Origin of the sequence: Undibacterium sp. CY21W (genome assembly GCF_014284265.1) — a bacterium.
Classification (GTDB): Bacteria; Pseudomonadota; Gammaproteobacteria; order Burkholderiales; family Burkholderiaceae_D; genus Undibacterium; species Undibacterium aquatile.
On record NZ_JACOGE010000004.1, the window covers coordinates 23,763 to 49,435 of the forward strand.

29 protein-coding genes are annotated in these 25,673 nt (G+C 52.5%); 17 read left to right on the forward strand and 12 right to left on the reverse strand.

What is annotated here, in order from left to right; translation table 11 throughout:
- Positions 1-66 precede the first annotated feature (66 nt).
- The 17 genes from H8K29_RS10410 to H8K29_RS10490 all read left to right on the forward strand — a co-directional run bounded on the left by H8K29_RS10410 (position 67) and on the right by H8K29_RS10490 (position 16,743).
- The gene (locus H8K29_RS10410; RefSeq protein ID WP_186897549.1) at positions 67-735 is read left to right on the forward strand and encodes an SDR family oxidoreductase; all 669 of its coding nucleotides are present in this window, start codon (positions 67-69) and stop codon (positions 733-735) included.
- A gap of 49 nt (positions 736-784) precedes the next feature.
- Entirely contained in the window at positions 785-1,915 is a 1,131-nt protein-coding gene (locus H8K29_RS10415; protein WP_186897550.1) for an acyl-CoA dehydrogenase family protein, read from the forward strand.
- Positions 1,916-1,962: 47 nt separating this feature from the next.
- Positions 1,963-2,568, forward strand: a complete 606-nt coding sequence (locus tag H8K29_RS10420; protein ID WP_186897551.1) for a 2-hydroxychromene-2-carboxylate isomerase — start codon at positions 1,963-1,965, stop codon at positions 2,566-2,568.
- Positions 2,569-2,655: 87 nt separating this feature from the next.
- On the forward strand, positions 2,656-3,060 hold the full coding sequence (locus tag H8K29_RS10425) for a rhodanese-like domain-containing protein (protein ID WP_186863423.1): 405 nt from the start codon (positions 2,656-2,658) through the stop codon (positions 3,058-3,060).
- Complete coding sequence (locus tag H8K29_RS10430; protein WP_186897552.1) at positions 3,057-3,458, forward strand: YchJ family protein; 402 nt, start codon at positions 3,057-3,059, stop codon at positions 3,456-3,458. Before H8K29_RS10425 ends, H8K29_RS10430 begins: the two co-directional genes overlap by 4 nt.
- Positions 3,459-3,479: 21 nt before the next feature.
- The gene (locus tag H8K29_RS10435) at positions 3,480-5,102 is read left to right on the forward strand and encodes a carboxyl transferase domain-containing protein (RefSeq protein WP_186897553.1); all 1,623 of its coding nucleotides are present in this window, start codon (positions 3,480-3,482) and stop codon (positions 5,100-5,102) included.
- A gap of 5 nt (positions 5,103-5,107) precedes the next feature.
- The gene (locus tag H8K29_RS10440; protein ID WP_255423341.1) at positions 5,108-6,301 is read left to right on the forward strand and encodes a dienelactone hydrolase family protein; all 1,194 of its coding nucleotides are present in this window, start codon (positions 5,108-5,110) and stop codon (positions 6,299-6,301) included.
- 73 nt (positions 6,302-6,374) lie between these two features.
- Positions 6,375-7,154, forward strand: coding sequence for an enoyl-CoA hydratase/isomerase family protein (locus tag H8K29_RS10445; protein WP_186897554.1), 780 nt, complete (start codon positions 6,375-6,377; stop codon positions 7,152-7,154).
- Positions 7,151-7,672 (forward strand): DUF1569 domain-containing protein, encoded by a 522-nt coding sequence (locus tag H8K29_RS10450; RefSeq protein ID WP_186897555.1) that lies wholly within the window; start codon positions 7,151-7,153, stop codon positions 7,670-7,672. Before H8K29_RS10445 ends, H8K29_RS10450 begins: the two co-directional genes overlap by 4 nt.
- Before the next feature lie 208 nt (positions 7,673-7,880).
- Complete coding sequence (gene bioA, locus H8K29_RS10455) at positions 7,881-9,218, forward strand: adenosylmethionine--8-amino-7-oxononanoate transaminase (RefSeq protein ID WP_186897556.1); 1,338 nt, start codon at positions 7,881-7,883, stop codon at positions 9,216-9,218.
- A 110-nt stretch (positions 9,219-9,328) separates the two neighbouring features.
- The gene (gene bioF / locus H8K29_RS10460) at positions 9,329-10,540 is read left to right on the forward strand and encodes an 8-amino-7-oxononanoate synthase (RefSeq protein ID WP_186897816.1); all 1,212 of its coding nucleotides are present in this window, start codon (positions 9,329-9,331) and stop codon (positions 10,538-10,540) included.
- The gene (gene bioD, locus H8K29_RS10465; protein ID WP_186897557.1) at positions 10,540-11,238 is read left to right on the forward strand and encodes a dethiobiotin synthase; all 699 of its coding nucleotides are present in this window, start codon (positions 10,540-10,542) and stop codon (positions 11,236-11,238) included. The genes bioF and bioD overlap by 1 nt, the downstream gene beginning before the upstream one ends.
- 10 nt (positions 11,239-11,248) lie before the next feature.
- Positions 11,249-12,277 (forward strand): biotin synthase BioB, encoded by a 1,029-nt coding sequence (bioB, locus tag H8K29_RS10470; RefSeq protein WP_186897558.1) that lies wholly within the window; start codon positions 11,249-11,251, stop codon positions 12,275-12,277.
- Between the two features lie 97 nt (positions 12,278-12,374).
- On the forward strand, positions 12,375-14,378 hold the full coding sequence (locus H8K29_RS10475) for an acetyl/propionyl/methylcrotonyl-CoA carboxylase subunit alpha (protein ID WP_186897559.1): 2,004 nt from the start codon (positions 12,375-12,377) through the stop codon (positions 14,376-14,378).
- A 230-nt stretch (positions 14,379-14,608) separates the two neighbouring features.
- Positions 14,609-15,010, forward strand: coding sequence for an endonuclease domain-containing protein (locus H8K29_RS10480; RefSeq protein ID WP_186897560.1), 402 nt, complete (start codon positions 14,609-14,611; stop codon positions 15,008-15,010).
- A 9-nt stretch (positions 15,011-15,019) separates the two neighbouring features.
- Positions 15,020-15,775 carry a pyridoxine 5'-phosphate synthase gene (locus tag H8K29_RS10485; RefSeq protein WP_186897561.1) on the forward strand — a complete coding sequence of 252 codons (756 nt, stop codon included), beginning with the start codon at positions 15,020-15,022 and terminating at the stop codon, positions 15,773-15,775.
- Positions 15,776-15,828: 53 nt separating this feature from the next.
- Complete coding sequence (locus H8K29_RS10490; RefSeq protein WP_186897562.1) at positions 15,829-16,743, forward strand: hydroxymethylglutaryl-CoA lyase; 915 nt, start codon at positions 15,829-15,831, stop codon at positions 16,741-16,743.
- Positions 16,744-16,935: 192 nt separating this feature from the next.
- Here the strand turns inward: H8K29_RS10490 and H8K29_RS10495 are convergent, their stop codons facing one another.
- From H8K29_RS10495 to H8K29_RS10550, 12 genes are all read right to left on the reverse strand, one after another.
- Positions 16,936-18,258, reverse strand: coding sequence for a hypothetical protein (locus tag H8K29_RS10495; RefSeq protein WP_186897563.1), 1,323 nt, complete (start codon positions 18,256-18,258; stop codon positions 16,936-16,938).
- A 510-nt stretch (positions 18,259-18,768) separates the two neighbouring features.
- Positions 18,769-19,278, reverse strand: coding sequence for a hypothetical protein (locus H8K29_RS10500; protein ID WP_186897564.1), 510 nt, complete (start codon positions 19,276-19,278; stop codon positions 18,769-18,771).
- Positions 19,279-19,337: 59 nt separating this feature from the next.
- A complete protein-coding gene (locus H8K29_RS10505; protein ID WP_186897565.1) occupies positions 19,338-19,739 on the reverse strand; it encodes a hypothetical protein in 402 nt (133 codons plus the stop codon).
- Between the two features lie 86 nt (positions 19,740-19,825).
- Positions 19,826-20,353, reverse strand: a complete 528-nt coding sequence (locus tag H8K29_RS10510) for a hypothetical protein (RefSeq protein ID WP_186897566.1) — start codon at positions 20,351-20,353, stop codon at positions 19,826-19,828.
- Positions 20,354-20,797: 444 nt separating this feature from the next.
- On the reverse strand, positions 20,798-21,151 hold the full coding sequence (locus H8K29_RS10515; RefSeq protein ID WP_186897567.1) for a hypothetical protein: 354 nt from the start codon (positions 21,149-21,151) through the stop codon (positions 20,798-20,800).
- Positions 21,120-21,626, reverse strand: coding sequence for a hypothetical protein (locus H8K29_RS10520; RefSeq protein ID WP_186897568.1), 507 nt, complete (start codon positions 21,624-21,626; stop codon positions 21,120-21,122). The genes H8K29_RS10515 and H8K29_RS10520 overlap by 32 nt, the downstream gene beginning before the upstream one ends.
- Positions 21,627-21,687: 61 nt before the next feature.
- Positions 21,688-22,296 (reverse strand): GyrI-like domain-containing protein, encoded by a 609-nt coding sequence (locus H8K29_RS10525; RefSeq protein WP_186897569.1) that lies wholly within the window; start codon positions 22,294-22,296, stop codon positions 21,688-21,690.
- Between the two features lie 96 nt (positions 22,297-22,392).
- Positions 22,393-22,875, reverse strand: a complete 483-nt coding sequence (locus tag H8K29_RS10530; RefSeq protein ID WP_186897570.1) for a cupin domain-containing protein — start codon at positions 22,873-22,875, stop codon at positions 22,393-22,395.
- A gap of 59 nt (positions 22,876-22,934) precedes the next feature.
- Positions 22,935-23,564 (reverse strand): glutathione S-transferase, encoded by a 630-nt coding sequence (locus H8K29_RS10535; RefSeq protein ID WP_186897571.1) that lies wholly within the window; start codon positions 23,562-23,564, stop codon positions 22,935-22,937.
- Positions 23,565-23,747: 183 nt separating this feature from the next.
- Positions 23,748-24,176 carry a VOC family protein gene (locus tag H8K29_RS10540; RefSeq protein ID WP_186897572.1) on the reverse strand — a complete coding sequence of 143 codons (429 nt, stop codon included), beginning with the start codon at positions 24,174-24,176 and terminating at the stop codon, positions 23,748-23,750.
- A gap of 76 nt (positions 24,177-24,252) precedes the next feature.
- Positions 24,253-24,960 (reverse strand): hypothetical protein, encoded by a 708-nt coding sequence (locus H8K29_RS10545; RefSeq protein ID WP_186897573.1) that lies wholly within the window; start codon positions 24,958-24,960, stop codon positions 24,253-24,255.
- A 246-nt stretch (positions 24,961-25,206) separates the two neighbouring features.
- Complete coding sequence (locus H8K29_RS10550) at positions 25,207-25,638, reverse strand: hypothetical protein (protein WP_370527168.1); 432 nt, start codon at positions 25,636-25,638, stop codon at positions 25,207-25,209.
- Positions 25,639-25,673 lie beyond the last annotated feature (35 nt).

The window sequence follows — 25,673 nt, forward strand, 5'->3', positions numbered from 1 at the left end:
GCGTGTCGACAATGAGATTGCAGCTACATCGTCGACATGCGGTTGAAAACACGAAAAGGAAGCAAGATGCCCACAGCACTTATCATCGGCGCGTCACGCGGTATCGGTCACGAACTGGCTTTGCAATATAAAGCGACTGGCTGGCGTGTGATTGCCACGGCGCGTAAGGTGGTTGATTTGACAACTTTGCAGACGCAGGGTTGTGAGGTCGTTCCTTTGGATGTCACGAACATCAATGATTGCGGTGGTCTTGGCTGGCGACTCGATGATGAAAAAATCGATGTCGCTATTCTGAATGCCGGCGTGTATGGCCCGCGCACGACGGGGCTGCAGACGCCGCATGACACGCAATTTGACGAAGTGATGCATACCAATGTGTTAGCCGCGATGCGGATTCTCCCGATCATATTGCCGCTGGTCGAAAATGCCGCTGGCCGTCTTGCTGTCATTTCGTCGATGATGGGTTCCATCAGTGAACGTAACGGTAGTCACGGCTGGTTATATCGTGCAAGCAAAGCCGCGTTGAATTCTGTACTGAAGGATGTGTCTTTACAGACGCGACAAGCGATTTGCGTGGCGTTGCATCCGGGTTGGGTTAAAACAGAAATGGGCGGCGTCGGTGCTGAACTTCCGGTGGCAGACAGTGCGCACGGCATACGCAAAACACTGGCGGGTTTGCAGTCAGACGACAACGGCCGGTTTTTCAATTACAACGGTGCCAGCCTGAACTGGTAAGCAGAAAAAACAAAAAAACAGACAGAACAACATCAGAACGAGACCAGGTATGTTACTTACAGCAGAACACGAAATGATCCGCGATGCGATACGCGCATTTGCACAGGAAAAACTGGTGCCGAATGCGGCGCGCTGGGACAAGGAACACCATTTTCCGGCAGCAGAATTAAAAGAACTGGCGCAGATGGGCGCGTATGGCGTTGCGGTGCCGGAAGAGTTGGGTGGCGCCGGGATGGATTACCTGTCGCTGGCGCTGGTGCTGGAAGAAATCGCCGCCGGTGATGGCGGCACCTCAACGGTTGTGTCCGTGAATAACTGCCCGGTCTGCAGCATCGCGATGATGTATGCGAATGATGTGCAGAAACAGCAATGGCTGCGGCCGCTCGCACAAGGTGAGATGCTCGGTGCGTTCTGCCTGACCGAGCCGCATGCAGGCAGCGATGCGTCTGATCTGAAAACCACCGCCCGTCGCGAAGGCAATGACTATGTGCTGAATGGCGTCAAACAATTCATCACCAGCGGAAAGCATGCAGATGTCGCGATTGTTATGGCGGTGACGGATAAAGCTGCGGGTAAAAAAGGCATCAGCGCATTTTGGGTGCCGACCAAAACGCCGGGTTACATCGTCGCCGGGCTCGAAAATAAAATGGGTCAGCATTCTTCCGATACCGCGCAAATCCTGTTTGAGAATTGCCGTATCCCTGCTGAAAATCTGATCGGCGAAGAAGGCATGGGCTACAAAATTGCCTTGTCCGGACTCGAAGGTGGTCGTATCGGCATCGCTTCTCAATCGGTCGGCATGGCACGCGCCGCATTTGAAGCGGCGCTGGCCTATGCCAAAGACCGCACCAGCTTTGGCAAATCAATTTACGAACATCAGACAGTGCAATTCAAACTGGCGGACATGGCAACCCAGATCGAAGCCGCGCGTCAGTTGATCTGGCATGCAGCTAGCATGAAAGATGCAGGCAAACCTTGTCTGAAAGAAGCGGCGATGGCGAAATTGTTTGCGTCTGAAATGGCAGAAAAAGTTTGCTCCGATGCGATACAAATACACGGTGGCTACGGCTACGTCAGTGATTTTCCGGTAGAACGGATTTATCGCGATGTACGCGTGTGCCAGATTTACGAAGGCACCTCAGAAATACAAAAAATCCTGATCAGCCGCGCGCTGGCCTGAGCGTATACCTTGTCAACAGCATCCTGCATTTATAAAAGGACACCGTGATGAAAGCACCTGTCGAATTCTGGTTTGATTTTGTTTCGCCGTATGCATATATCGCTGCGCAATCCATAGAACAACTGGCGGCCAGGCACGGTCGCGAAGTGAGCTGGAAACCGATGTTGCTGGGGGCTGTATTCAAAGTGACCGGATCGAGTCCGCTGACCATGCGGCCACCGCAAATGGCGGATTATTTCAAGCATGATTTTTTACGCTCCGCGCGTTATGCAGGCGTGCCGTTTGTTTTGCCTGAACCGTTTCCTATCGCAACCCAGAATACCGCAAGGGTTTGCCTGTGGCTGCAGGACACTGCGCCGAAGCGTGTCGGTGAATTCGTGCGTCAGGTCACACGTGCATATTTCTCCGGACCGGCAGCATTAAACGACACTGACTGGCTGGCGGCGCAGATAAGCGCGATGGGGCTGGCTGGTGCCGCTGCAGCGGCTGCCTGCGAAGATACTCATTACAAGCAGGCGCTGAAAGAGCAATGCGAACAGGCGATAGAAAAAGGCATCTTTGGCGCACCGTGGATCATCGTCGATAGCGAATCTTTCTGGGGCAATGATCGCCTGCCGCAAGTCGAACACTGGCTGGCGCAAGGTGGTTTTTAATCAGCATCATCCAGATAAAAAATCGGACTCATCAAAACATAACCGGTCAGCAAACGCAGAATTTTTCTGCGTCACGAGGAGAACAGCATGTTGAAAAAGGGCTATCAGCAGTTAGTGGACGAAGCATACGCACAGATCAGGACTTACAGCGTCGCAGAAGCACTGACGAAGCTGGATAAAGGTGACGTGCAATTTATCGATGTGCGCGACATTCGTGAGCTTGAGCGTGAAGGCGTGATTGCGGGAGCATTCCACGCACCGCGCGGCATGATCGAATTCTGGGTTGATCCGGACTCACCTTACTTCCGCCCTGTATTCGGTGAGAATAAAGAATTTATTTTATTTTGCGCTGCAGGCTGGCGTAGTGCCCTGACCACCAAGACGTTGATGGATATGGGCTTGGAAAATGTTGCTCATATCGAAGGTGGTTTTACTGCCTGGAAAGCCGCAGGCGCACCGACTGTTGCTAAGGAAATCAAGAAAGTGGTATGAGTCGTCAAGAGCAAAAAAATGCGAACCTGTGTCCCTGCGGTTCAGCAAAAAAGTATGAACTATGCTGTGGCGTTTATATCAGCGGTGCAGAAGTCGCACCAACAGCAGAAGCGCTGATGCGTTCGCGTTACAGCGCTTATACGCGCAATGATGAAGCCTATCTGCGCGCGACTTGGGATGAGCGCACTTGTCCGTCAGAGCGCATCACACATGATGATCCGACTAACTGGCTGGGGCTGGAAGTCAGGAAACATCAGCAGGACGGCGATCAGGCCATCGTGGAGTTTGTCGCTCGCTACAAAATTGCAGGTAAGGCGCACCGCCTGCACGAAGTCAGCCGTTTTGTAAAATATGACGGCAAATGGTTGTATGTCGACGGCAGCTTTCCTCAAAAATAAATCAATACCGGAATCCAAATAATGACAATCCTAGAATCCAAACTGAACCCACGTTCTGATGATTTCAAAGCCAATGCCGCTGCAATGCAGGCGGTGGTGGATGATCTGAAAGCCAAAATAGAAAAAATTGCGTTGGGTGGCGGAGACGAAGCGCGCAGCAAACATCTGGCGCGCGGTAAATTGTTGCCGCGTGATCGTGTGCAAATGTTGCTGGATGCGGGTACGCCGTTTCTGGAATTTTCCCAGCTTGCGGCCTATGACATGTACAAGGAAAAAAATGGCAATGATGCGGCACCTTCGGCAGGCGTGATTACCGGTATCGGTCGTGTCGCCGGTCAGGAATGCGTGATCGTTTGTAACGATGCGACCGTTAAAGGCGGTACCTATTATCCGATGACCGTCAAAAAACATCTGCGCGCACAGGAGATTGCTGAGCAAAATAATCTGCCCTGCATTTATCTGGTCGATAGCGGTGGTGCGAATCTGCCGAATCAGGACGATGTGTTTCCTGACCGCGATCACTTCGGCCGTATTTTTTACAATCAGGCGACGATGTCAGCCAAAGGCATTCCGCAAATCGCGGTGGTGATGGGTTCCTGCACCGCTGGCGGTGCGTATGTACCAGCGATGAGCGACGAATCCATCATCGTTAAAAATCAGGGCACGATTTTCCTCGGCGGCCCGCCATTGGTAAAAGCCGCAACGGGTGAAGTTGTCAGCGCCGAAGACCTCGGCGGTGGCGATGTGCATACGCGTTTATCCGGCGTGGTCGATCATCTGGCGCAGAACGATACGCATGCGTTGTCGCTGGCGCGCACCATTGTCTCGAATCTGAACCGTCAGAAGCCACAGACCGTGGTGCTGAAAGCAGTCGAAGAACCGAAGTATCCGGCCAGTGAATTGTATGGCGTGATTCCGGTCGATACGCGCAAGCCTTTCGATGTGCGCGAAGTGATTGCGCGGATCGTCGATGGCAGCCATTTCGACGAATTTAAAGCGCGCTATGGCACGACCTTAGTCTGCGGCTTTGCACATATTCACGGCATGCCGGTCGGCATCATTGCAAACAATGGCATTTTGTTTTCTGAGTCTGCATTGAAAGGCACGCACTTCATCGAACTGTGCTGCCAGCGCAAAATTCCGCTGGTGTTTTTGCAGAACATTACTGGCTTTATGGTCGGGCGCAAATATGAAAACGAAGGCATTGCACGTAACGGCGCGAAGATGGTGACGGCCGTAGCGACAGCGAATGTACCGAAGTTTACTGTCATTATCGGCGGTAGTTTTGGTGCCGGTAATTACGGTATGTGCGGCCGCGCTTTCTCGCCGCGCTTCATGTGGATGTGGCCTAACGCACGTATCAGCGTGATGGGCGGCGAACAGGCCGCCAGCGTGTTGGCGACCGTGAAACGCGATGGCATAGAAGGTAAAGGCGGTAGCTGGAGCGCCGACGAAGAAGCCGCATTCAAGCAACCGATCAAAGAGCAATACGAACATCAGGGGCATCCGTATTACGCCTCCGCCCGTTTATGGGATGACGGTGTGATCGACCCTGCCGATACCCGCATGGTGCTTGGTCTGGGGCTGAGCGCCGCGCTGAATGCGCCGATTCCGGATGTGAAGTTTGGTTTGTTCAGGATGTAAGTTATATGAAACGCTATGCGCTGATTAGCGTATTCATGCTGGCTGCAAGTTCGGGAATTGCCCGGGCAGAGGAGCAATTATCCACAGCTTTAAATGAATCGGTGATTAAGCTTCCTATCACCGTTAGTAACATATTTAATCAGGTGATTACTAAGGACATGGTCGTGACCCAGTTTCGGCCGCATGGTGAAGGACCGTTTCCGATCGCAATTTTATTGCATGGACGTAGTTATAAAGATCGCTCTAAACCTGGCCGCGAACGTTTTTTGCAGGCCACGAAATATTTTGTTAACCGTGGTTTTGCCGTTTGGGTACCGACACGTCTTGGATATGGTGAGTCAGGAACTGAGCCTGATCCTGAATACTCGGGCACTTGTTCGGGTAAAAAATATATACCTGCGTATGAGGTTGCGGCAAGCAGTACGCTTGATGTGATCGCCTATGCAAAGCAGCAAAGTTATGTCGATCCGGCGCGCATTATCGTTCTTGGGCAATCCTATGGTGGTACGACCGCTATCACGCTCGCTGCGAAGAATCCCTCAGGTCTGATCGCCGCTATTAATTTTGCTGGCGGTGGTGGCGGCAATCCCGAGACACAGCCAAATGAGCCATGCCGTCCTGATTTATTGAAAGAGATGTTCGGGCTTTACGGCAAAACTGCAAAGGTGCCCAGTCTGTGGATTTATACCGAGAACGATAAATATTTTGGCCCTGTTTATCCTAAGCAATGGTTTGCAGAGTTTCAAAAACAATCTCCTGTCAGTCAGCTTGCCGAATACCGGGCTATGCCTGCGTTTGGCGATAATGGACACTTCTTTTTCTCGCGAGGGTTTTCTATCTGGCGGCCTGTTGTTGACGAATTTTTGCGTCGCCAAGGCGTTCCCATTCCGCACACTCCCGGAAGTTTTCAAGACACAGGTTTTGCAAATATCCATGAGCCTGCCAGCTTACCTGTCAACAAAGCTGAAATACGAGAGCGCTACGTGAAATTTCTAGAATTAGACCTTCCGCGTGCCTTTGTTTTGGATGCTGCCGGTGAATTTGCCGGATATGCAGGAGGAATGCCCGATGCGCTGGAAAAAGCAATGACGATTTGTAAAAAGCGTGCGCAAAAGGAATGCTTGGCTTATGCGGTGGATGATAAGGTTGTCTGGAAAAACCTAATATCAGCGAACACTAAGGAGCAGTTACTCCGGTGATTTTTCAGATCGTCAAAAAACTCAATGAGAAAATCCTCATAACGATGGCCAACTATTCGTAAGGAAGTGCAGTATGCAAACCCTGAGTCTCACTATTCAACACGCGGTTGCCACCGTGACCCTGAATCGTCCCGATGTGCGCAATGCATTCAATGAAACGACGATTGCTGAAATCACGCAGGTGTTTCAGGCACTCGATGCGGACGCGGCTGTGCGTGCGATTGTGCTGGCAGCGAATGGCCCGGCGTTTTGTGCCGGTGCTGATCTGAACTGGATGAAGAAGATGGCGGATTACACGCATGCCGAAAATCTTGCCGATGCTGGGCAACTTGCAGCCATGCTGGCGGCGATTTACCGTTGCAGCAAGCCGGTGGTCGCGAAAGTGCAGGGCGATTGCTATGCGGGTGGCATGGGGCTGGTGGCCGCATGCGATATTGCGGTTAGTGTCGATAGTGCAAATTACTGCCTCAGTGAAGTGAAGCTCGGTCTGATTCCGGCAACGATTTCGCCGTATGTGATCAAGGCCATGGGTGAGAGTGCAGCGCGCCGTTACTTCATCACGGCAGAGCGTTTCAATGCCGCAGAGGCGCAGCGTATCGGCTTCGTGCATGAAGTGGTGAGCACCGACATGCTCGACAGCAAAGTGGCAGAGATCGTCAAGGCGCTGGTATCGAATAGCCCGCATGCCGTGCGTCAGGCCAAGCGTTTGGTACAGGACGTCGCCAGCCGTGAGCTGACACCGGAACTGATCGCGGCGACGGTGGAAGGCATTGCGCAGATACGCGCGTCTGATGAAGGGCGCGAGGGCGTGCGTTCTTTCCTGGAAAAACGCAAACCGGAGTGGTTAGTATGAAAAAGCGCACCTTATTGACGGGGGCCGTCGCAGTGACGGCGCTGGCAGCAGCAGGTCTGGCGACGTACCGCAAATCGACCGTAGAAATCACATCGGTTGAGCGTATGCTGACCCTGTTAGACGGCCTGAAGTCACGGCAGTTAGTCGCCAAAAGCGGCTGGTCGCCGTACAAGGTGTTTGTGCATCTGGCGCAGAGCATACAGTATTCGATGAGCGGCTATCCTGAGTTGAAATCAGAAGTATTTCAGCACACGGCGGGCAGCGCGGCTTTTTACGCATTCTCAGTTGCCGGTGCGATGCGCCACAATCTGACCGAGCCTATTCCCGGCGCCCCGGCTATTGCTGACGAGGGCAATGTGAATCAGGCGATAGATCAGGTGATCGCTGCCCTGCAGCAGTTTCAGGCATATCGTGGTCAGCTGCAACCGCACTTCGCGTATGGCTTGCTGAGTAAGACTGAATTCGCGCATGCGCATGTGATGCATATTGAAAACCATCTGCTGGAAATGCAGACCTGATAAAGCGGCAGATACGGCAAGTGCATCGACTTGCAACAATGGCTGGAATGGCTGCATTCTCCGCTCAACATGTGGCTGTCTGGCGGTAGTAGCATGGTTTTTTTGAAAACTTTCAATACAGATGCCCAGTATTTATGCGGCTTGCGAAATTAAATTAGCTGGAAATGCCCGTAAAATGTGCGGGTTTTAAAAGTAGTCTGGAGCAAGTTTGAATTTCAACACACAAAATGATTGGGTCGCACGCAGCCTGCAACATGTCTGGCATCCGTGTACCCAGATGCAGCACCATGAAACGGTGCCCCTGATTCCTGTCAGTCACGGGCGCGGTGCATGGCTGTACGATATGGATGGCAAGCGGTATCTGGATGCCATCAGCTCATGGTGGGTGAATCTGTTTGGTCACGCCAATCCACGCATCAATGCCGCACTCAAGGATCAGCTCGATCAGCTGGAACACGCGATGCTGGCGGGTTTTACGCACACGCCCGTCATTGAATTATCAGAAAAATTAGCCGCATTGACCAACCACCAGCTTGGTCATTGCTTTTACGCCTCCGATGGTGCATCGGCGGTCGAAATTGCGCTGAAGATGAGTTTTCATTCGTGGCGTAACCGTGGGCAGACCGACAAACAGGAATTCATCTGCATCCAAGGCAGCTATCACGGCGAAACCGTCGGTGCGCTGGCGGTCACTGATGTCAGCCTGTTCCGCGAAGCGTATGGCCCCATGCTGCAACGGGCACACGTGGTTGCTTCGCCTGATGCACGTCTGGCGCAGGAAGGTGAAAGCGCTGCTGATGTAGCTTTGCGTGCCGCCGCCGATCTGGAACGCGTGTTGCAGCAGCGCGAAGGCAAGATTGCCGCAGTGATTATCGAGCCGCTGGTGCAATGTGCGACTGGCATGGCGATGCACGATCCTGTGTATCTGCGCCGTTTGCGCGAGTTGTGCGATCAATACCATGTGCATCTGATCGCCGATGAAATTGCGGTCGGTTGTGGCCGCAGCGGCACTTTCTTTGCCTGTGAATCGGCGCAGATCTGGCCTGATTTTTTATGTCTGTCGAAAGGCATCAGCGGCGGTTATCTGCCCTTGAGTCTGGTGATGACGACCGATGCGGTCTATCAGTCATTTTATGATGCCGATGTGCGGCGCGGCTTTTTGCATTCGCATTCGTACACCGGCAATCCGCTGGCCTGCCGTGCGGCATTGGCGACGCTGGCGATTTTTGAAGAGGACGATGTGCTGGCGCAGAATCGCCGTAAAGCACAGATGTTTGCCGATGCGTTTGCACCATTGCGCGATGATCCGCGTGTGCGGCATGTGCGCCAGCAAGGGATGATTTTTGCGTTTGATGCGATTGTCGATGACGCTGAAAAAGCCGCGACATTTTCGCGCCGTTTTTTCAGCGCCGCCTTGCAGCAGGAATTATTGATGCGCCCGATAGGGCGCAGTGTCTATCTGATGCCGCCGTATATTCTGAGCGATGATGAAATCGCTTTGCTGGCACAGAAGACCATGAAAGTATTTGAAGAGGTTATGGCATGAGTGGCATCAGTAGTAATCAAAGTAATCTAAATAATCAACATCCGGAAAGTAAAAATCCGGTGCATCAGAGTAATGAAAAGAGCGGTAATCTGCGGATTGCTGCTGCCAGAATGCCGCTGTTGCAAACCCTGCGTGACGACCTCGATGTGCTGGAAGCACAGCATCTGATCCGTCGTCGCCGCACCGTAGAAACGCCATGCGCACCGAATGTGCGTGCCGATGGCAAAGACTATGTCGCCTTTTGCAGCAATGATTATCTGGGGTTAGCGGCGCATCCCTTAGTCACACAGGCTTTGCAAAAAGGTGTCAGTCTTTATGGGGCTGGAAGTGGCGCATCCCATCTGATCAGCGGTCACAGTCGCGCTCATGCGAATCTGGAACAGAAGCTCGCAGAGTTCATGGCACCGAATATCGATCAGGCGCGTGCTTTGTATTTCTGCACCGGTTACATGGCGAATCAGGCCGTGATCACCGCTTTGGCAGGCAAAGATGCCGCCGTGTTTTCAGAAGAATTGAACCACGCTTCGCTGATAGACGGCGTGCGTTTGTCGCGTGCCGCCACTCAGGTTTTCGCGCACCGCGATTACGCCGCGCTGGAAACCATGCTGAAAAATTGCACCAGCAAAAAACGTATCGTCGTCACCGACAGCGTTTTCAGTATGGATGGCAATATCGCCGACATACCTGCCTTGCTGGCTTTATGTGAGCAATACGATGCGTGGCTGATTGTCGATGATGCACACGGCTTTGGTGTGCTGGGCGAACATGGACGCGGTGTGTTTGAACATTTCCATCTGCGTTCACCGAATCTGGTGTACATGGGCACACTCGGTAAAGCCGCCGGTGTCGGTGGCGCATTTGTCGCTGCGCATGAAACTGTGATCGAATGGTTGATACAAAAAGCCCGTGCCTATATTTTCACCACCGCTGCCGCGCCCGCGCTGGCGCATGCGCTGCTCACCAGCATCGATATTATTGCCGGTGAAGAAGGGCGGCAAAGACGCGCTCATCTGAACAAACTGATACAGATGTTCCGCCACGGGCAGGATTTAAAAGTCTGGCAAGGTATGCCGTCCGACACCGCGATTCAACCGGTCGTCATCGGCAAAAATGATGCGATGCTGGCCGTTGCAGGCAATCTGCTGGATCAGGGTTATTGGGTCGGGGCGATACGCCCGCCGACTGTGCCTTTGGATACAGCGCGTTTGCGCGTGACCTTATCCGCTGCCCATACGGAAGTGCAGGTGCTGCAACTGGTGCAGGCAATTAACCGTCTGGATCAGATGCATTATGTGGCGCAGTGTTTTGCGGAGGTGGCCTGATGTCTGCGTTGCGTCCGCACGATTATTTTGTGACCGGTACTGACACCGAAATTGGCAAGACGCTGGTCAGCAGTGCTTTGTTGCTGGCCTTGTCACAACGCGGTGTACGCAGTCTGGGGATGAAACCCATCGCGGCTGGTGCAGTATTACAAGATGGCGTCTGGCATAACGAGGATGTCGATAGTCTGGTGCAGGCGTCTGACGTAAAAGCGCCGCAACACATCGTTTGTCCGTATCTGATGCAGACCCCGGCAGCGCCGCACATCGTGGCGCAACGCGAGAAGATCCGTATTTCGTTGCCGCAGATTGTGGATGCGTATCAACAAGCTATGCAGCTCGCTGATGCGGTGATCGTCGAAGGTGTCGGTGGCTTCTGCGTACCGCTGGATGACCGCCACGACACCGCCGACATGGCGCAGGTATTGAATCTGCCGGTGATCATGGTGGTTGGCATACGCCTCGGCTGTATTAACCATGCTTTACTGACGGCGCAGGCGATTACAGCACGCGGGCTGCGACTGGCGGGCTGGGTCGCTAATATCGTCGATACACAAATGCTGTATCCCGACGAAAATATTGCCGCATTACGTGATCGTTTGACAGCGCCGCTGCTGGGATGTATTCCGCGTCTGAACCATGAGGATACTCAGAAGGCAAAAGCTGCCGCCGCGTATCTTGATCTGAATTTTTTGAAGTGAAGGAAGTTTTATGCAAGCCAATGACACTCAGCAACACGCCGTACAGTTTCAAGCTCCCGTCAAAAAAATCGAAGCCGATACCTGGCCGGTTGACGATGTGCTGGCGCTGTTCGACCTGCCATTCAACGATCTGATGTTCAAGGCACAGACCGCGCATCGCGCCAATTTTCCGGATGGCGATGTCGAGCTGGCGACGCTGTTGTCGATCAAGACCGGCGGCTGCGAAGAAGATTGCGGCTACTGCCCGCAGGCAGCGCGTTACGACACTGGTGTTGAAGCCAAAAAAATGCTGGATGTGCGCGAAGTGCTGGACGCTGCCAAAGCCGCGCGTGAAAATGGCGCGACCCGTTTCTGCATGGGCGCCGCATGGCGTTCACCGAAAGACCGCGACATGGAAAAAGTTGAAACCATGGTGCGCGAAGTCAAAGCCATGGGTCTGGAAACCTGCGCCACGCTGGGCATGTTGAAAGAAGAACAGGCACAACGTCTGGCTGACGCTGGTCTCGATTACTACAACCACAATCTCGATACCGCGCCGGAGTTTTACAGCAATGTGATTTCCACCCGCGACTATCAGGATAGACTCGATACGCTCGGTCATGTGCGCACCGCTGGCCTGAAAGTTTGCTGCGGCGGCATCGTCGGTATGGGCGAATCACGCCGTCAGCGTGCGGGCTTAATTGCGCAACTGGCGAATCTGAATCCGTATCCTGAATCAGTGCCGGTCAATCATCTGGTGCAGGTTGAGGGCACGCCATTGCACGGGCTTGATCCGCTGGATCCGCTGGAATTTGTCCGCACGATTGCGGTTGCCCGCATCACCATGCCGAAAGCGCGTGTGCGCTTGTCTGCTGGCCGCCGTCAGATGGGCGAAGCGGTGCAGGCGATGTGTTTCCTCGCTGGCGCGAATTCGATTTTCTACGGCGATAAATTGCTGACGACAGAAAATCCGGAAGCCGCCGATGATCGCGTCTTACTGGATAAATTAGGTTTGAAAACCCGTGGCAAAGTCGAAGCCAAAGCGGGTAGCTGCAGTTAAATCATTTCAAAAAAAGAGCCGATACACGCCGTAAAACATGCTTCCGCCTGTCTGACAGGCTTGTATCTGCTACTCCAAAAAATAAGGACAACGAGACATGTTCACCAAAATCCTGATCGCCAATCGCGGCGAAATCGCCTGCCGTGTCGCTGCTACTGCACGCCGCATGGGTATCAAAACCGTCGCCGTTTATTCGGAAGCGGACGCCAATGCCAAGCATGTGGCTGTCTGCGATGAAGCGGTGCTGATCGGTCCGGCTGCCGCCAAAGAAAGCTATCTGTGCGCTGATAAAATCATCGCGGTGGCTTTAGCAACAGGCGCACAGGCGATACATCCGGGTTATGGTTTCTTGTCTGAAAACAGCGAATTCGCTGAAGCCTGTGCCAAAAACGGCATCGCCTTCATTGGCCCGCCAGCCTCCGCGATTCAAGCGATGGGTAGCAAATCTGCTGCGAAATCGCTGATGGAAAAAGCCAATGTGCCGCTGGTGCCTGGCTATCATGGTGATAATCAGGATGCCGACTTTTTGCAAAACGAAGCTGATCGCATCGGTTATCCGGTGTTGCTGAAAGCCAGCGCTGGCGGTGGTGGCAAGGGCATGCGTGTGATCGAACACAGCAAGGATTTCAAAGAGGCGCTGGCATCGTGCAAACGCGAAGCGATCAATTCTTTTGGCGACGATAAAGTGCTGGCAGAAAAATATCTGCAACGTCCACGGCATATCGAGATTCAGGTGTTTGCCGATACGCATGGCAATTGCGTGTATCTGTTTGAGCGCGATTGCTCGGTACAACGTCGCCATCAAAAAGTATTGGAAGAAGCACCGGCACCCGGCATGACGCCAGAGCGCCGCGCAGCAATGGGCGAAGCGGCGGTTGCCGCCGCGAAAGCGGTGGGCTATGTTGGCGCTGGTACGGTCGAGTTCATCGCGAACCAGGACGGTTCTTTCTATTTCATGGAAATGAATACGCGCTTGCAGGTCGAACATCCGGTCACAGAAATGATCACCGGCACCGATCTGGTGGAGTGGCAATTGCGTGTCGCAGCAGGCGAAGCCTTGCCGCTGCAACAGGAGCAATTGCAGATACACGGCCATGCGATAGAAGCGCGTGTGTATGCTGAAAATCCGGAAAAAGGTTTCCTGCCATCGATAGGAACTTTGCGTCATGCGCGCACCCCGGCGGCGGTGAATTTTGAACTCGGCGGCAGCGCAGAGCCAGCGGCATTCCGCATCGACAGCGGCGTGCGCGAGGGCGATACGATTTCGCCGTTTTACGATCCTATGATCGCCAAAATGATCGTCTGGGGCAAAGACCGCACCGAAGCATTGGCACGCATGGCACAGGCCTTGTCGCAATACCAGATCGTCGGTTTGTCATCGAATATCGCATTCCTGTCGCGCCTGATACACAGCGACGCCTTTGCCAACGCCGATCTCGATACCGGGCTGATTGCGCGTAACGAAGCACAACTGTTCCCACCAGCCCAACCAGCATCTGTGGATGTGGTCGCATTGGCTGTGGTGTCGCTGTTGCTGTCTGAAAAATCCGGCGGCAGTGACCCGTGGCAGAGCAGCCACGGCTGGCGCATGAACAGCCTGATGCAGCGCGCCTTGCAGTTTGCTGAAGAACATCACCAGCACAGCGTACAGGTGACCTATCTGGCCGATGGCTGGACATTACGCACGGATAGTAGCGCGGTAGAGATCAGACTCGCATCGGCGAGTGGTAGCGGCGGCAACGATCTGGTATTGAAAATCGCTGACCGCACCGTCAGCGGCACCGTCGTGCGCGATGGTGAACATTTCCACGTCTTCAGCCAGGGTGTGCATACCGACCTGCATTACAGCGACGCGCTCGCCCACGCCGGTGAAACCGAGGCCGAAGGCGGCCGCCTGACCGCACCGATGCCGGGCAAGATTGTTGCGGTGTTAGTAGCGAAAGCACAGGAAGTCAAAAAAGGCGACGCGCTGCTGATTATGGAAGCCATGAAAATGGAACACACGATCTCCGCCCCGCACGATGGTGTGATCGACGATGTGTTGTACGCGATCGGCGATCAGGTCACCGAAGGCGCACAGTTGCTGGCATTTGCGCAGTAAGAGCGAAGATAGAATAAGCAGTCAGAACCCTTCTCCCGCGTGCGGGAGAAGGGCAGGGATGAGGGCGCTGGATCAGCCGTGTAATGATCAACGGCATTGCCCTCACCCCCAACCCCTCTCCCACCAGTGGGAGAGGGGAGTAAAAAGCAGCCCTCTCCCGAAAGTGGGTGAGGGAAGCACAAAGCAACATAAGCAACCTTTGCCGATCGTAAGCGTTGAGAGTGAACAATATGCCTGACCTCTTTCCTCGTCATCCCAGCGTTGTGCCGGAAAATTTAAAGCGCTATGCCAGGGCAATGCGAACGTCGATGCCGGATGCAGAGGCCTTGTTATGGAGTTTGTTACGCAACCGCCGTCTGGCGAATGCCAAGTTCCGGCGGCAACATGTGATTGCACCTTACATCGTTGAATTTTATTGTGCAGAACACCGACTGGCCATCGAACTCGATGGCGGGCAGCATAGCGAACAGCAAGACTACGATCAACGGCGCGATGCATTTTTAGAACAGAAAAATATCACGGTGCTCCGTTTCTGGAATCATCAGATGCTCAATGAAACAGAAGCCGTGCTGGAAGAAATTTACCGTATTTGTGTCAACCGCGATCACGCCTGCAATGCGCGTATCGCCTAAGGAATAAGCATGACTCTACTCTCTGTCAATATCAACAAAATCGCCTTACTGCGGAATTCGCGCGGTCGCAATTATCCCGATGTCGATGCGTTTGCCGCGCGCTTTCTCGATCTCGGCGCGGCGGGCATCACGCTGCATCCGCGTCAGGATCAACGCCATGCGCGTTATTCTGATGTCGAAAGTCTCGGTCAGTTGTGTCAACAGCGCGGTGCAGAATTGAATGTCGAAGGTTATCCGGCAGCGGAATTCATGGAAATCGTCTATCGCTATCGCCCCGCGCAATGCACGCTGGTGCCGGATGCACCGGATCAGCTGACTTCCGATCACGGTTGGGACATGCGCAAAGATGCCGCCTTGTTGCAGCCAGTGCTGGCAGGCTTGAAAGCCGCTGGCATACGCAGCAGCCTGTTTGTGGATGCCGGTATCAGCGATGCCGATCTGGCGCTGGCAAAACAAATGGGTGCTGACCGCGTTGAGTTATATACCGAGCCGTATGCCGAAACCTATGGCACAGCGCAAAACGATGCCGTGCTGCAGACCTTTGCCGACACCGCCTTGCGTGCGCAACGCGCCGGTATGGGTGTGAATGCCGGGCATGATCTGAACCTGCAAAACCTCGGCAAATTTTTGCAGATCAAAGACATACTCGAAGTCTCTATCGGCCATGCCGTGATCGTTGAAAGCCTGGAACAAGGCATGGACAATGTCACGCGCCAGTATCTCGACATCATCCGCCGCGCAGCACAGGCAGAGGCGCAGGCATAAGCTAGCCGCCGCCATCCGCAGACTACACAGACTATGCAGGCAAAGGAAAACAGATGAACACATCACTACCGCAACAAGTCAAAATCGTTGAAGTCGGCCCGCGTGACGGCTTGCAAAACGAAAAAGAAAGCATCCCCGCCGACATTAAAATCGAACTCGTGAATCGCCTCACTGCTGCCGGTTTTGCGAACATCGAAGCCGCCTCTTTCGTCTCGCCCAAATGGGTGCCGCAGATGGCCACGTCTGCCGAAGTCATGGCTGGCATCAGCCGCAAACCCGGCGTGATTTATTCGGTGCTGACGCCGAACATGAAAGGCTTTGAAGCCGCACTCACTGCCGGTGCCGATGAAGTCGTGATTTTCAGCTCCGCCTCCGAAGCCTTTGCGCAAAAAAATATCAATTGCTCGATAGAAGAATCGATAGAACGTTTCCGCGATGTCGCGCTGGCGGCAAAGCAAAATAACATCCGTTTGCGCGGCTCCATCAGTTGTGCTTTCGGCTGCCCGTATCAGGGCGAAGTCGCGCCAGCCAGCGTCGCCGATGTTGTCCGCCGTCTGCGCGATCTGGGCTGCGATGAAATCGACATCGCCGACACCATCGGCGTCGGCACTGCGCGCCAGGTGCAAAACGTGATGCAACTCGTCGCACAAGAATTCCCGCTGCACAGTTTATCCGGCCATTTTCATGACACCTACGGCCAGGCGCTGGCGAATATTTACGCCAGTCTGGAAGTCGGCATCAGCATCTTCCATTCCAGCGTCGCTGGCCTTGGCGGCTGCCCTTACGCCAAAGGCGCCACCGGCAACGTCGCCACCGAAGACGTGCTGTTCCTGATGCAGGGCTTAGGCATCCACACCGGCATAGATCTGGATGCCGTAGTCGACGCCGGACAATTCATCTCCACCCACCTCGGCCGCAAAGCCGTCAGCCGCGCAGGCAACGCGATTGCAGCGAAACGGGCGGGGTGAAACATAGAGGGTGCTGATGAGGAGTGAGGAAATCAGCGGCGCTCGAACCGCTGGAAAGTGGCAACGGGGAATGGCGTAGTTGTGCAGCCATTTTCCCGCTCCTAACTGTTTGTGTGGAGTTTCAATTGGACACGTCTGAGTAAACGGCGCATGCGTCCGGCGAAACGAAGTGGAACGCATTTGATCCACTTGTTATAAATTTTTCGCCCTATTTTCAAGCGAGTTCTCAACTTGATTAGAGACAAACATCCGCTTAGGCGTGCGCTCGAAAAAGCGCATGTGATAAGTTGACGAGCCCCGTGGTCTAACTCGCACCCAGTGATCACTCAACTCTGAATCATCAAAAAGCGCTGGAAAATTTGGCTTAATTTCAGTTGTATCTATGTTGATATCCGATTCTGCAATTTCCTGCAGCTTGTAGCCATTAGAATAGATATGAATTGCTTTAATTTTCTCGGCGAAGGATCGGTTAACAAACGGAAGAAACATGGCATCGTCAAGATCCTTGAGACTAATTACAGGAAAAAAACGAATGAAACTGCTTTTGCTGTAGCTGATAGGCAGGAACTCAACTTCATCCCTGCCTATCGAAGAGCCCGAACCAACTTGACTCCACTTTTCAGTTTTTTCTTCATGTTCGCTGGATTCATTATCGTTATCTTCAAAGTTTATGTGCTGCTCCCACTGACCACTTCCAATACCGTATTTTATCCCTGATTGCTGTGGGCTGAAATCCGCATCATTGTCATTTCTCATGCGATTAGACTTATCAGATGCTCCGAACAATACTGATAATATTTTGTGCTTCGGCTCTTTTAGCGTGAGATAACAAAATGCCCTGAAGTGACCAATTTCATCTCCTGAGTATTTTTTCTTTAGCTCAAACGAAATCGTTAAACTTGTAATAGGGTCACCGGACTCCTGCAAAAACAAAACTCGATTTAAAGTTCCCTCGATTTTTTGAAATCCCGAGGAAATTACAGATTGGATATCGTCACCCCAACGAGAAAAAAAGCTGGCTTGCTCTTCTTCAGAAAGATGTATATTTAGATACTGAAACCTAATAGAGAAGCCATCAGGACTATCCAGAGCAATTCGCAGGCGTTCACGATCAAAGATGTCGCAATTCAAGACGCCTTCCTTTTTTGCCTGTAAAATCAGCGAGTCTTTTTCACCAATCGTTAAATTAATGTTTGTGAAAAAGACAAACGCCTTCAATTCAGGTTCTGCGGAAATTGCACTTTCAAGATCATCAGAAAACTTCTTCTTTATTTTCTTTTTTTGTTCTTCTGAATCATTTGCTTGGTTCACAAAACCAACGGCACCAAAAGCAGTTAGATCGTCTCGAAAAATTGCTTGGATATCCCGCCCACCGTCTGGGCCGCCACGCGGATGTCTAGGCCTGACGTCCGTAAATCTCTTGTCTGTTGCAAGAACTGCTCTACAAATCTGCTCTCTATGGAGCTGATTTGTATCCAAATAGCTTTTGAGCCTTTCATCCGTTTGATAGGGCAATTTGTTTCTCCATACTCTTTATTGCATAACATGATTTAATTTTCATTTTTGAAAGATAACTGACTGCCAAAATAAAGGCAATTTGTTTCCTTTCTGTAGAAGCCCGCATAACGCTTGATTGTATTTGCTGATACCTGATCAATAGCAGGCATCAGCGAATCGACAAAAAGTGCAGATCGAATCAACTCAGCACGCATCGTGTCAGCACCTGGCAAATAGCAAAAAAAGCAGCCAAAGCCACCGTTTCTTATCAGGCCAAAAATCAGAATCTGACATTGCCCGGCGTAGGCGGAAACAGAGCTACATCGGTCTTCAAATCATGCCGTTTTTGGCAAAAACAGGGGAGTATCTGCCAAAAACGCCTTAATCTCTGAATAAAATAAAGGGGTTTTAAATATACTCCACCCAGTATATTTTCAGCCTCAGCGGGCAAAAGAGACGCATGAAGAGGGGAAATGCCGGTCTCAGTGTTCCGGTGATGCCAGCAGTGTCGGGCGGATTGAGCGTAGGCTAGACTTCTGTCTCCGGGCCATCTGCGCGAATCGATGCCATTAACGTCTGTGGCTCCTCAATGGACACCTTGCCAGGGAGTGCGCGGACTAAGAAATCGGATACCTTGCCGTGCAGAGTTTCGTTCCAATCTGGCTTCACTTCTTCAAACGTTCCACCGACGTTGACAAGGCGATAGATGCGTCTGGCTCTGGAGCCGTAAACGATCACATGGCTTAACTGTTCAAGCGGGATGGCGACGCCGCCGCGACTGTCGTTTGGTCTGTCAATGTACAGCGTTTGGTTTGACACTGAGACGGCAGGTTTTCCATTCGCGCCGTAGCGTTTGTAGTCCCGATACCGCCGCCATGCAAAGGACAGTATCAAGGGAAAAAGAATAATCAAAGCGAATTGGGGGCGATAAACTGCCATCGTCAGCAATGCAGCGAGCGCGATGCCAAACCCGATCAGCTCAAGCTGAACGTCGATGGGTTGGGCGTGAAGGCTGGTGGGCGTTTCGATCATTTTCATCTTAATCGGTGCCTGTTCCAGGAAGCCTGAAGTTTGACATGAGAAGATCAGACGGCGCGCTATCCATTGTGACGGTCTGTGTGATCATGCGTGAGCGACTTGAGCGTTTGTGCCGCAGTGAGTTGAATCGGCAGCGCAGCGAACACGAGCATGGGTGATAGAAATGCGTCCCAGAACAGCGCGCTGGCAATCGCCAGCCCTTGAATCATTCCGACGAAGACCAATGCCGTCATGCACTGAATCAGCACAGCGCCCTTGCGAATGAGCACCAGACCCGCAGACAGAACGACAATCAGGCTCCAACTGATGAAAGGATTATTGACCAAGCGATACGGCGTCGTTTTGGGTCGCCACTCTATCGTGATGCCTGCAACCGGCAACAGAAGAAGCACAGTCAGCAGCACCGTCGCACAGAGCAGGGCGGCAGAACCGAGGTGATTGATGTGTTTCATTGTGGGCATGGTCAACATTGTTTGTGGCTTTTAACGTGGAGCTAAGGGGTTGCGCGTTTTTGCGCAGTCCCCCTTGAGCGTAGGGTTATACGTTTTCACTCGAACTCCGGTGGGTCAATGTGCTTCATAAAAAGACTGACCACATCATTGCTGTTGGTCAGAACTGTTCGAGTAGGCACACCGTTGACAACTCGCCACTCGGCGACAAACGACCCTGCCGCATCCGAGAACAAACCGCGAAACTGGCAGTTCTGTGAATCAAAGCACTTGCCGCCAAAGTAGCGGACAGAGCCGGGGTATTCAAGCGGACGTTTTCCCCATGCGTTGTACATGCCGTCCGAACTAAGCGAATAGGTTTTACCTTGGAACGATACCCTAATGCTTTTGACGTATGACTTTGGCAGATCAAGATCAGTACCGAACGGTATGCGTCCATTAATTAAACATTTTTTTTCCTGCCCGTTGCACCCTTCAACTTTGAATTGAGATTTCACGAATGCTTGCTCGACAAGTTCGACAGCGACACCGCTGGGAAGAGTGAAGTTCACCAAGCCATCGGCGAATGCTCCAGTCATGCAAGCAACTGACAAGAGCACAAAGAGAATAAAGGGACGATAGTTCATCTGGACGTATAACATGATTTAATTTTCATTTTTGAAAGATAACTGACTGCCAAAATAAAGGCAATTTGTTTCCTTTCTGTAGAAACACGCATGGTGCTTGATTGTATTTGCTGATACCTGATCAACAGCAGGCATCAGCGAATCGACAAAAAGTGCAGATCGAATCAACTCAACACGCATCGTGTAAGCACCTGGCAAATAGCAAAAAAAGCAGCCAAAGCCACCGTTTCTTATCAAGCCAAAAATCTGAATCTGACATTGCCCGGCGTAGGCGGAAACAGAGCTACAGCGCTCTTTAAATCATGCCATTTTTTGAAAAAATAGGGGAGTATGTGCCAAAAATGCCTTTATCTCTGAATAAAACAAAGGGGTTTTAAATATACCCCACCCAGTATATTTTCGGCTCAGGCAGGCAAAAAACGGCATGAATGAGCAATGCTGGTTTTAGTGTTCCAGCGATGTCAGCAATTTGGGGACGGCGGAAACGCCGCTGCGGGCGAGTGCGGTGAGTGGGGTGACGCCTGTGTACCACGTTGCGCGTATGACGTCGGCGGCGGTATTTTCTTCCGGCGATAGTCGGGCTTCAACGCTGGTGATTCTTTCTTTTAACTGCGGCGTCACTTGCGGTGTCGCTTCTTTGTAGAGCAGCAACAGCGCGTAGCCGGTCGCCAGATCGGGCGTGTCGTCGCGGCTCAGGTAATGGGCGAGCTGGCTGGTGGCGGGGATATTTTTTTGTCGTGAAGCACGTTCCAACCAGAGCGCGGCATCATTGCCGCCGCGTGAGTGTATCGCGGGCAAAGGTTTTGCGGGTGCCATCTTTGGCGACGGATTGCAGATGGCAGCTCCATGTTTTGGTTTCCGGGTCCCAGGTGAAGGTGTTGAAGAAGGGGCCGTCGGGATATTCAAAGCGGAATTCCACCGAGTTGCCGTTGCGCTTGCCACGCCCAACAGCCGAAAACTGCGCGCCGAAATTATCGATCCAATGCGCGACGTATTCGGCGCGGGCGTGTGAGTAGCCGATGTAGATGTCTGCTTCATAGCGTGAAGGGATGCCGGCATCGCGCATTTTCAGCAGCAGAAACTGATGTTGCAGCACCCATGTTGCAGAGGCGGTGTTGTTAAGTTCTTTGCCGCCGATGCTGCGCGTGAGCGACCAGTCTCCTTCGAGATTACTAAACAAGTCATCATCAAAGCGTCCGCCACGGCCATCCTGTGCGATGGCGAGCGAAGCCAGTGTTGTTAATGCGAGTGCGAGTAGTACGCGACGATACATCAGGGGTCTCCGGGATGATGAAGTGTGAGATTGATCGATTGCTCAACGCAGCGGGATGCGTTCACAGCATAGGATGGCGAATGATGGTTTTCCAATTGGCGGGGTTGGCACGCCGGATATCACTGAGATAAATTTCGTGGTGTTTGCCGGTGCGGCTAGCGCGGGCGTCGATGAAATCATGCAGACGTTGTATCGTTGGCCCTTCTTCAGAAAACGGGCCGATATGCAAAATCTGCGCGCAGCGTCCTTCGCTGAAGGATTCCAGGCGCAGTTGCGATACGGCCAGCAATTTTTTCTTTTTCAACACGTCCGTCATCGCTTGTGCAATCGTTTCTGCATCAACGAATGCCGGTTGCATGATCAACATGGTCCATTTCCACTGTGCTTTGTCGTTGGCAACAAAGGCGGCCATATCGTCGGCCCACCACAACCCTTCCAGCGGCATGACCGCGTAATCGAGCGCCTGCACGCCTTTTTTGAGCATGAACTTTGCCGTGTACGACACCGAAAATAATGCCTCCACAGCTTCAGCATATTCGGGTGACGAATTAGGGTCGCCCTGACCATCGATCATCAGATATCTGAACGTTGGTACATCCACCTCAGTCACTTCTTTTGCAGATGGTTGATAGAGGTAGGAAAGCTCTTTTTTCAAATCAACTTTTGCCATACGTTTCCTGATGAGGTGCGAAGGTTTGTGGTTTGGATGTCGCTGACTTTGAATGATTTTGGTTGGTGGCGGGCGCGATCATCTTCATCGCGTTTGCTAATAGCGCGCGCCATCCTTATGCGCAAACTGCCATGTTCCGTCGTCACCAAACACCGCCTGTAAATCATCATCGGGGTAACTCACGCTATCCCCCGGGCTGCGATCACCGATGTCGAGATACAGCACATCCGCATCGGTGCGGTTGACCAGATGATGGGCGTTTCCCGTACCCGCCTTGAATCCCGAACACATACCCGGCGCCAGAGGTGTTTCGCCATGATCGGTGATGAGTACCGGATAGCCTTCGAGAATGTAGATAAATTCATCCTGCGTCGCATGTGCATGGCGCAGAGCAGAGCCTGCACCGGGAACGAGTCGGGTCAGGTTGACGCCAAAGTTGGCAAGGCCGAAAAAATCACCCAATGCGCGTTTTTCTCTTCCGGTCATGCGTGCCGCAAACGGCTCAGGATAATTGCTCGGCTTTGTTCTTGGTGGAACATCCAGCGCGACGACGGCTATCGATGAATTCGCTTGAGACATAACAGGCTCCGAAGTGTAAGCATGCTGACGCATTGCCTGGCATGAAAAAATGGTGTGCGTTACTTCACGTAGGTGCCATCACCATGCGGTGCTGCACGGAATTCCGGCAATCCTTCAAGCGCTTGTGAATACGCTGCCAGAAGAGGGAAGCTTGCCTCCGGCACGGTTTCCGGAATCATTTGCTGCGTGAAATGCCAGGCTACGCCGATGGTGACGCCAGCCTGACTCAGGCTGGCACTGGTGCGCGCCAGCGGCGTAGCAGCGAACGCTGATTCCAGTTCCGTGTAGGCGGCGAGCACCTGCTCCGAAATCCGGTTCAGCCACGGTTCGTGCAGTTTTTCTGATGGACGGAGATTGCGCTCGTACACGATCTGCACACTTTTCTCAGTGGCGGCCAACGCCAGGCCAATCAGATGCAGTTCGTGCTGCAAGCCTTGCACATCGGCAGGAAGCAGTGTGCGTGGCCGCGCAAGCGCTTCTGCATACTGAAGAATCAGCGTCGAATCCATGATCACGCATCCGTCGTCACACACGAGCGTCGGCGCTTTGACGACAGGATTGATCTGCTGAAATTCAGCGTAACCGCGGAATACTGAGAGTGATTGGTGCTCAAAATCGATGCCCAACAACTGCAGTGAAATCGCCACCCGGCGAACGTAGGGTGAATCAAGCATGCCTATCAGTTTCATGGTTACTCCTGTGATGACGTTGGTATTTCAATGGTATTTCGGCGGTGTTTCGATATGGCTTCTATGCTGCGACCCCGAGGCAAAAGCCATTTGGTTTTCTCATCGTCAGGGGGCAAAGATCATGGCTTTAAACGCTGATATAAATTCTGATGCAAATTCTGACGTATGCAACGGCTGCCGTGTTTAGAATGTGATCACCACAGACGCTGAACTGCGGCTTGCTTCACCGTGAAACACCGCTTCGATATTGTTACCGTCGGGGTCCACGACGAAGGCAGCGTAATAACCAGGATGGTAAGCGCGTTCTCCGGGAGCGCCGTTATCTTTGCCGCCATGCGCGAGTGCGGTTTGGTAAAAGTGATCGACCATGTTTCGGTCCTGCGCCTGAAATGCGAGGTGATGGCGGCCAGTCAGCACACCCAGCGCAGCCGGGCTATCGATGGCGGTCACGAATAATTCGTCTGCCCAGAAGTAGCCGTCACCAGTGCCACCCATCGGTACATTCAGCGCTGCAAAAATGGCGGCATAAAAAGTTTGGCTCGCAGAAATGTCTTGCACGACCAATTGGATGTGATCGATCAACCGACCTCGATGTAATTTTTGCGTTTCCATAAAATCCCCTTAGTGATAAATCCAGCGACTTGCGCAAGGTATGCGCGGCATCCTCAGGATTGAATTGCTTACGGGCTTATTTCGACGCATTGCTTACTGCTTCATCGAGCTCTTTTTTGAGTAGGTCAGATTCAGTGACACGACGCTTTTGAACTATCCCGGCGACACGCGTATGTTGTCGGATGTTTGAAGTGAGCGACCATTTCGCAGCTCCTTTCATCAACAGCATTTTAACGCTACCCTCTGTGCCTTTTTCCGGCGATGGTCTGGCCAGAACATCAATGATTTTATTGACGGCAGTTTCATTTCCTGTCGCGCTGAAAACTGCCCACAACATATCCAGGTCTGCCGGGGTTGACGGCTCTTTTGCCAAAGGATCATAGCGAGTGGCGCTCATGATTTTCTTGACGTCACTGTCAGACAAACCCAGCTGCGTTTGAACGCACTGCTCTGCAGCAGGAATATTGGAATTGTAAAATGACCATCCGACGTATGCTTTGCTGGTCGAGGATATCGTTGCAAGGTCTTTACACCATTGAGCGCCTTTATCCGGATTCATTTTCAAAATTTCTGTCGTGAAGATCATCAGCGGAAAGCGCGCTGATGGCTTTTCGAAGGCTCCCGCCGCCGACGCATCGTTAAGCCATTTTGTGAATTGGTCTGGCGCTGGCTTCTCGTAATAATGCGACATCCATTCCCCAAGTTGCTGCAAGGTTTCCTGTGCGTGTGCGACGCTGCATAAACAGAACAGAGAGATAGAAAAAAATTTGAATAGTCGTGACATTGTGCGAGAACCTTTTGTGTGGCGGACATGGTTTAACTTAACAAAAATGAAGCTTAACTTGTAAGGTCGAAAAGAACAATTTTCTTCAACTGCCTTGAAAGCCGCATATAGCCTCGCTGTATTTGGCTGTGCCGAATAGATGCATGTCAGGTTAACGTGATTATCGCCAGAGGGAGTTTGCGGATGTCGGATGCAATGTGCTAAGCGTGGGCGATAACGCCATCCCGCTAGCGCGTTGGGTTTGCCTCACAACTGATGCCATACCTGGCGCAGACCAACCAGATGTACCAGGCCGATGATGAAACAAATTCCTGATGTGACCAGCCAGAATGTGTTGCTGTTGTCGGGGAAGGCGGGTTTCAGTAATGGGAAAGCGACCGCACGCAGAAGATAGATTCCTGTGATCGCACTCAGGACTAATTGAACAAAGGGCAGCCGGATCAGCAGCCCCGCACCCGACAATGCGTAAGCGGCCCACACAGCGAGGAGTGTGCCGATCGCAAAAGCGATGAAGTTCGCATACCAATGCCCTTTTTCCGCCATTCGCGCAATCGGCTCACCGGCACCTAAAAACCGGAATAGTGGCGCACCCCAAATCATGCAAGCGAAGTGCAACGCTGCGGCCATTGCGCTCAGGGCGGCTCCAAGAATCAGAAAGACATTGTATGAAGATGACACGGTAATACTCCGTTTGATTACCACGCAGCGAGAGC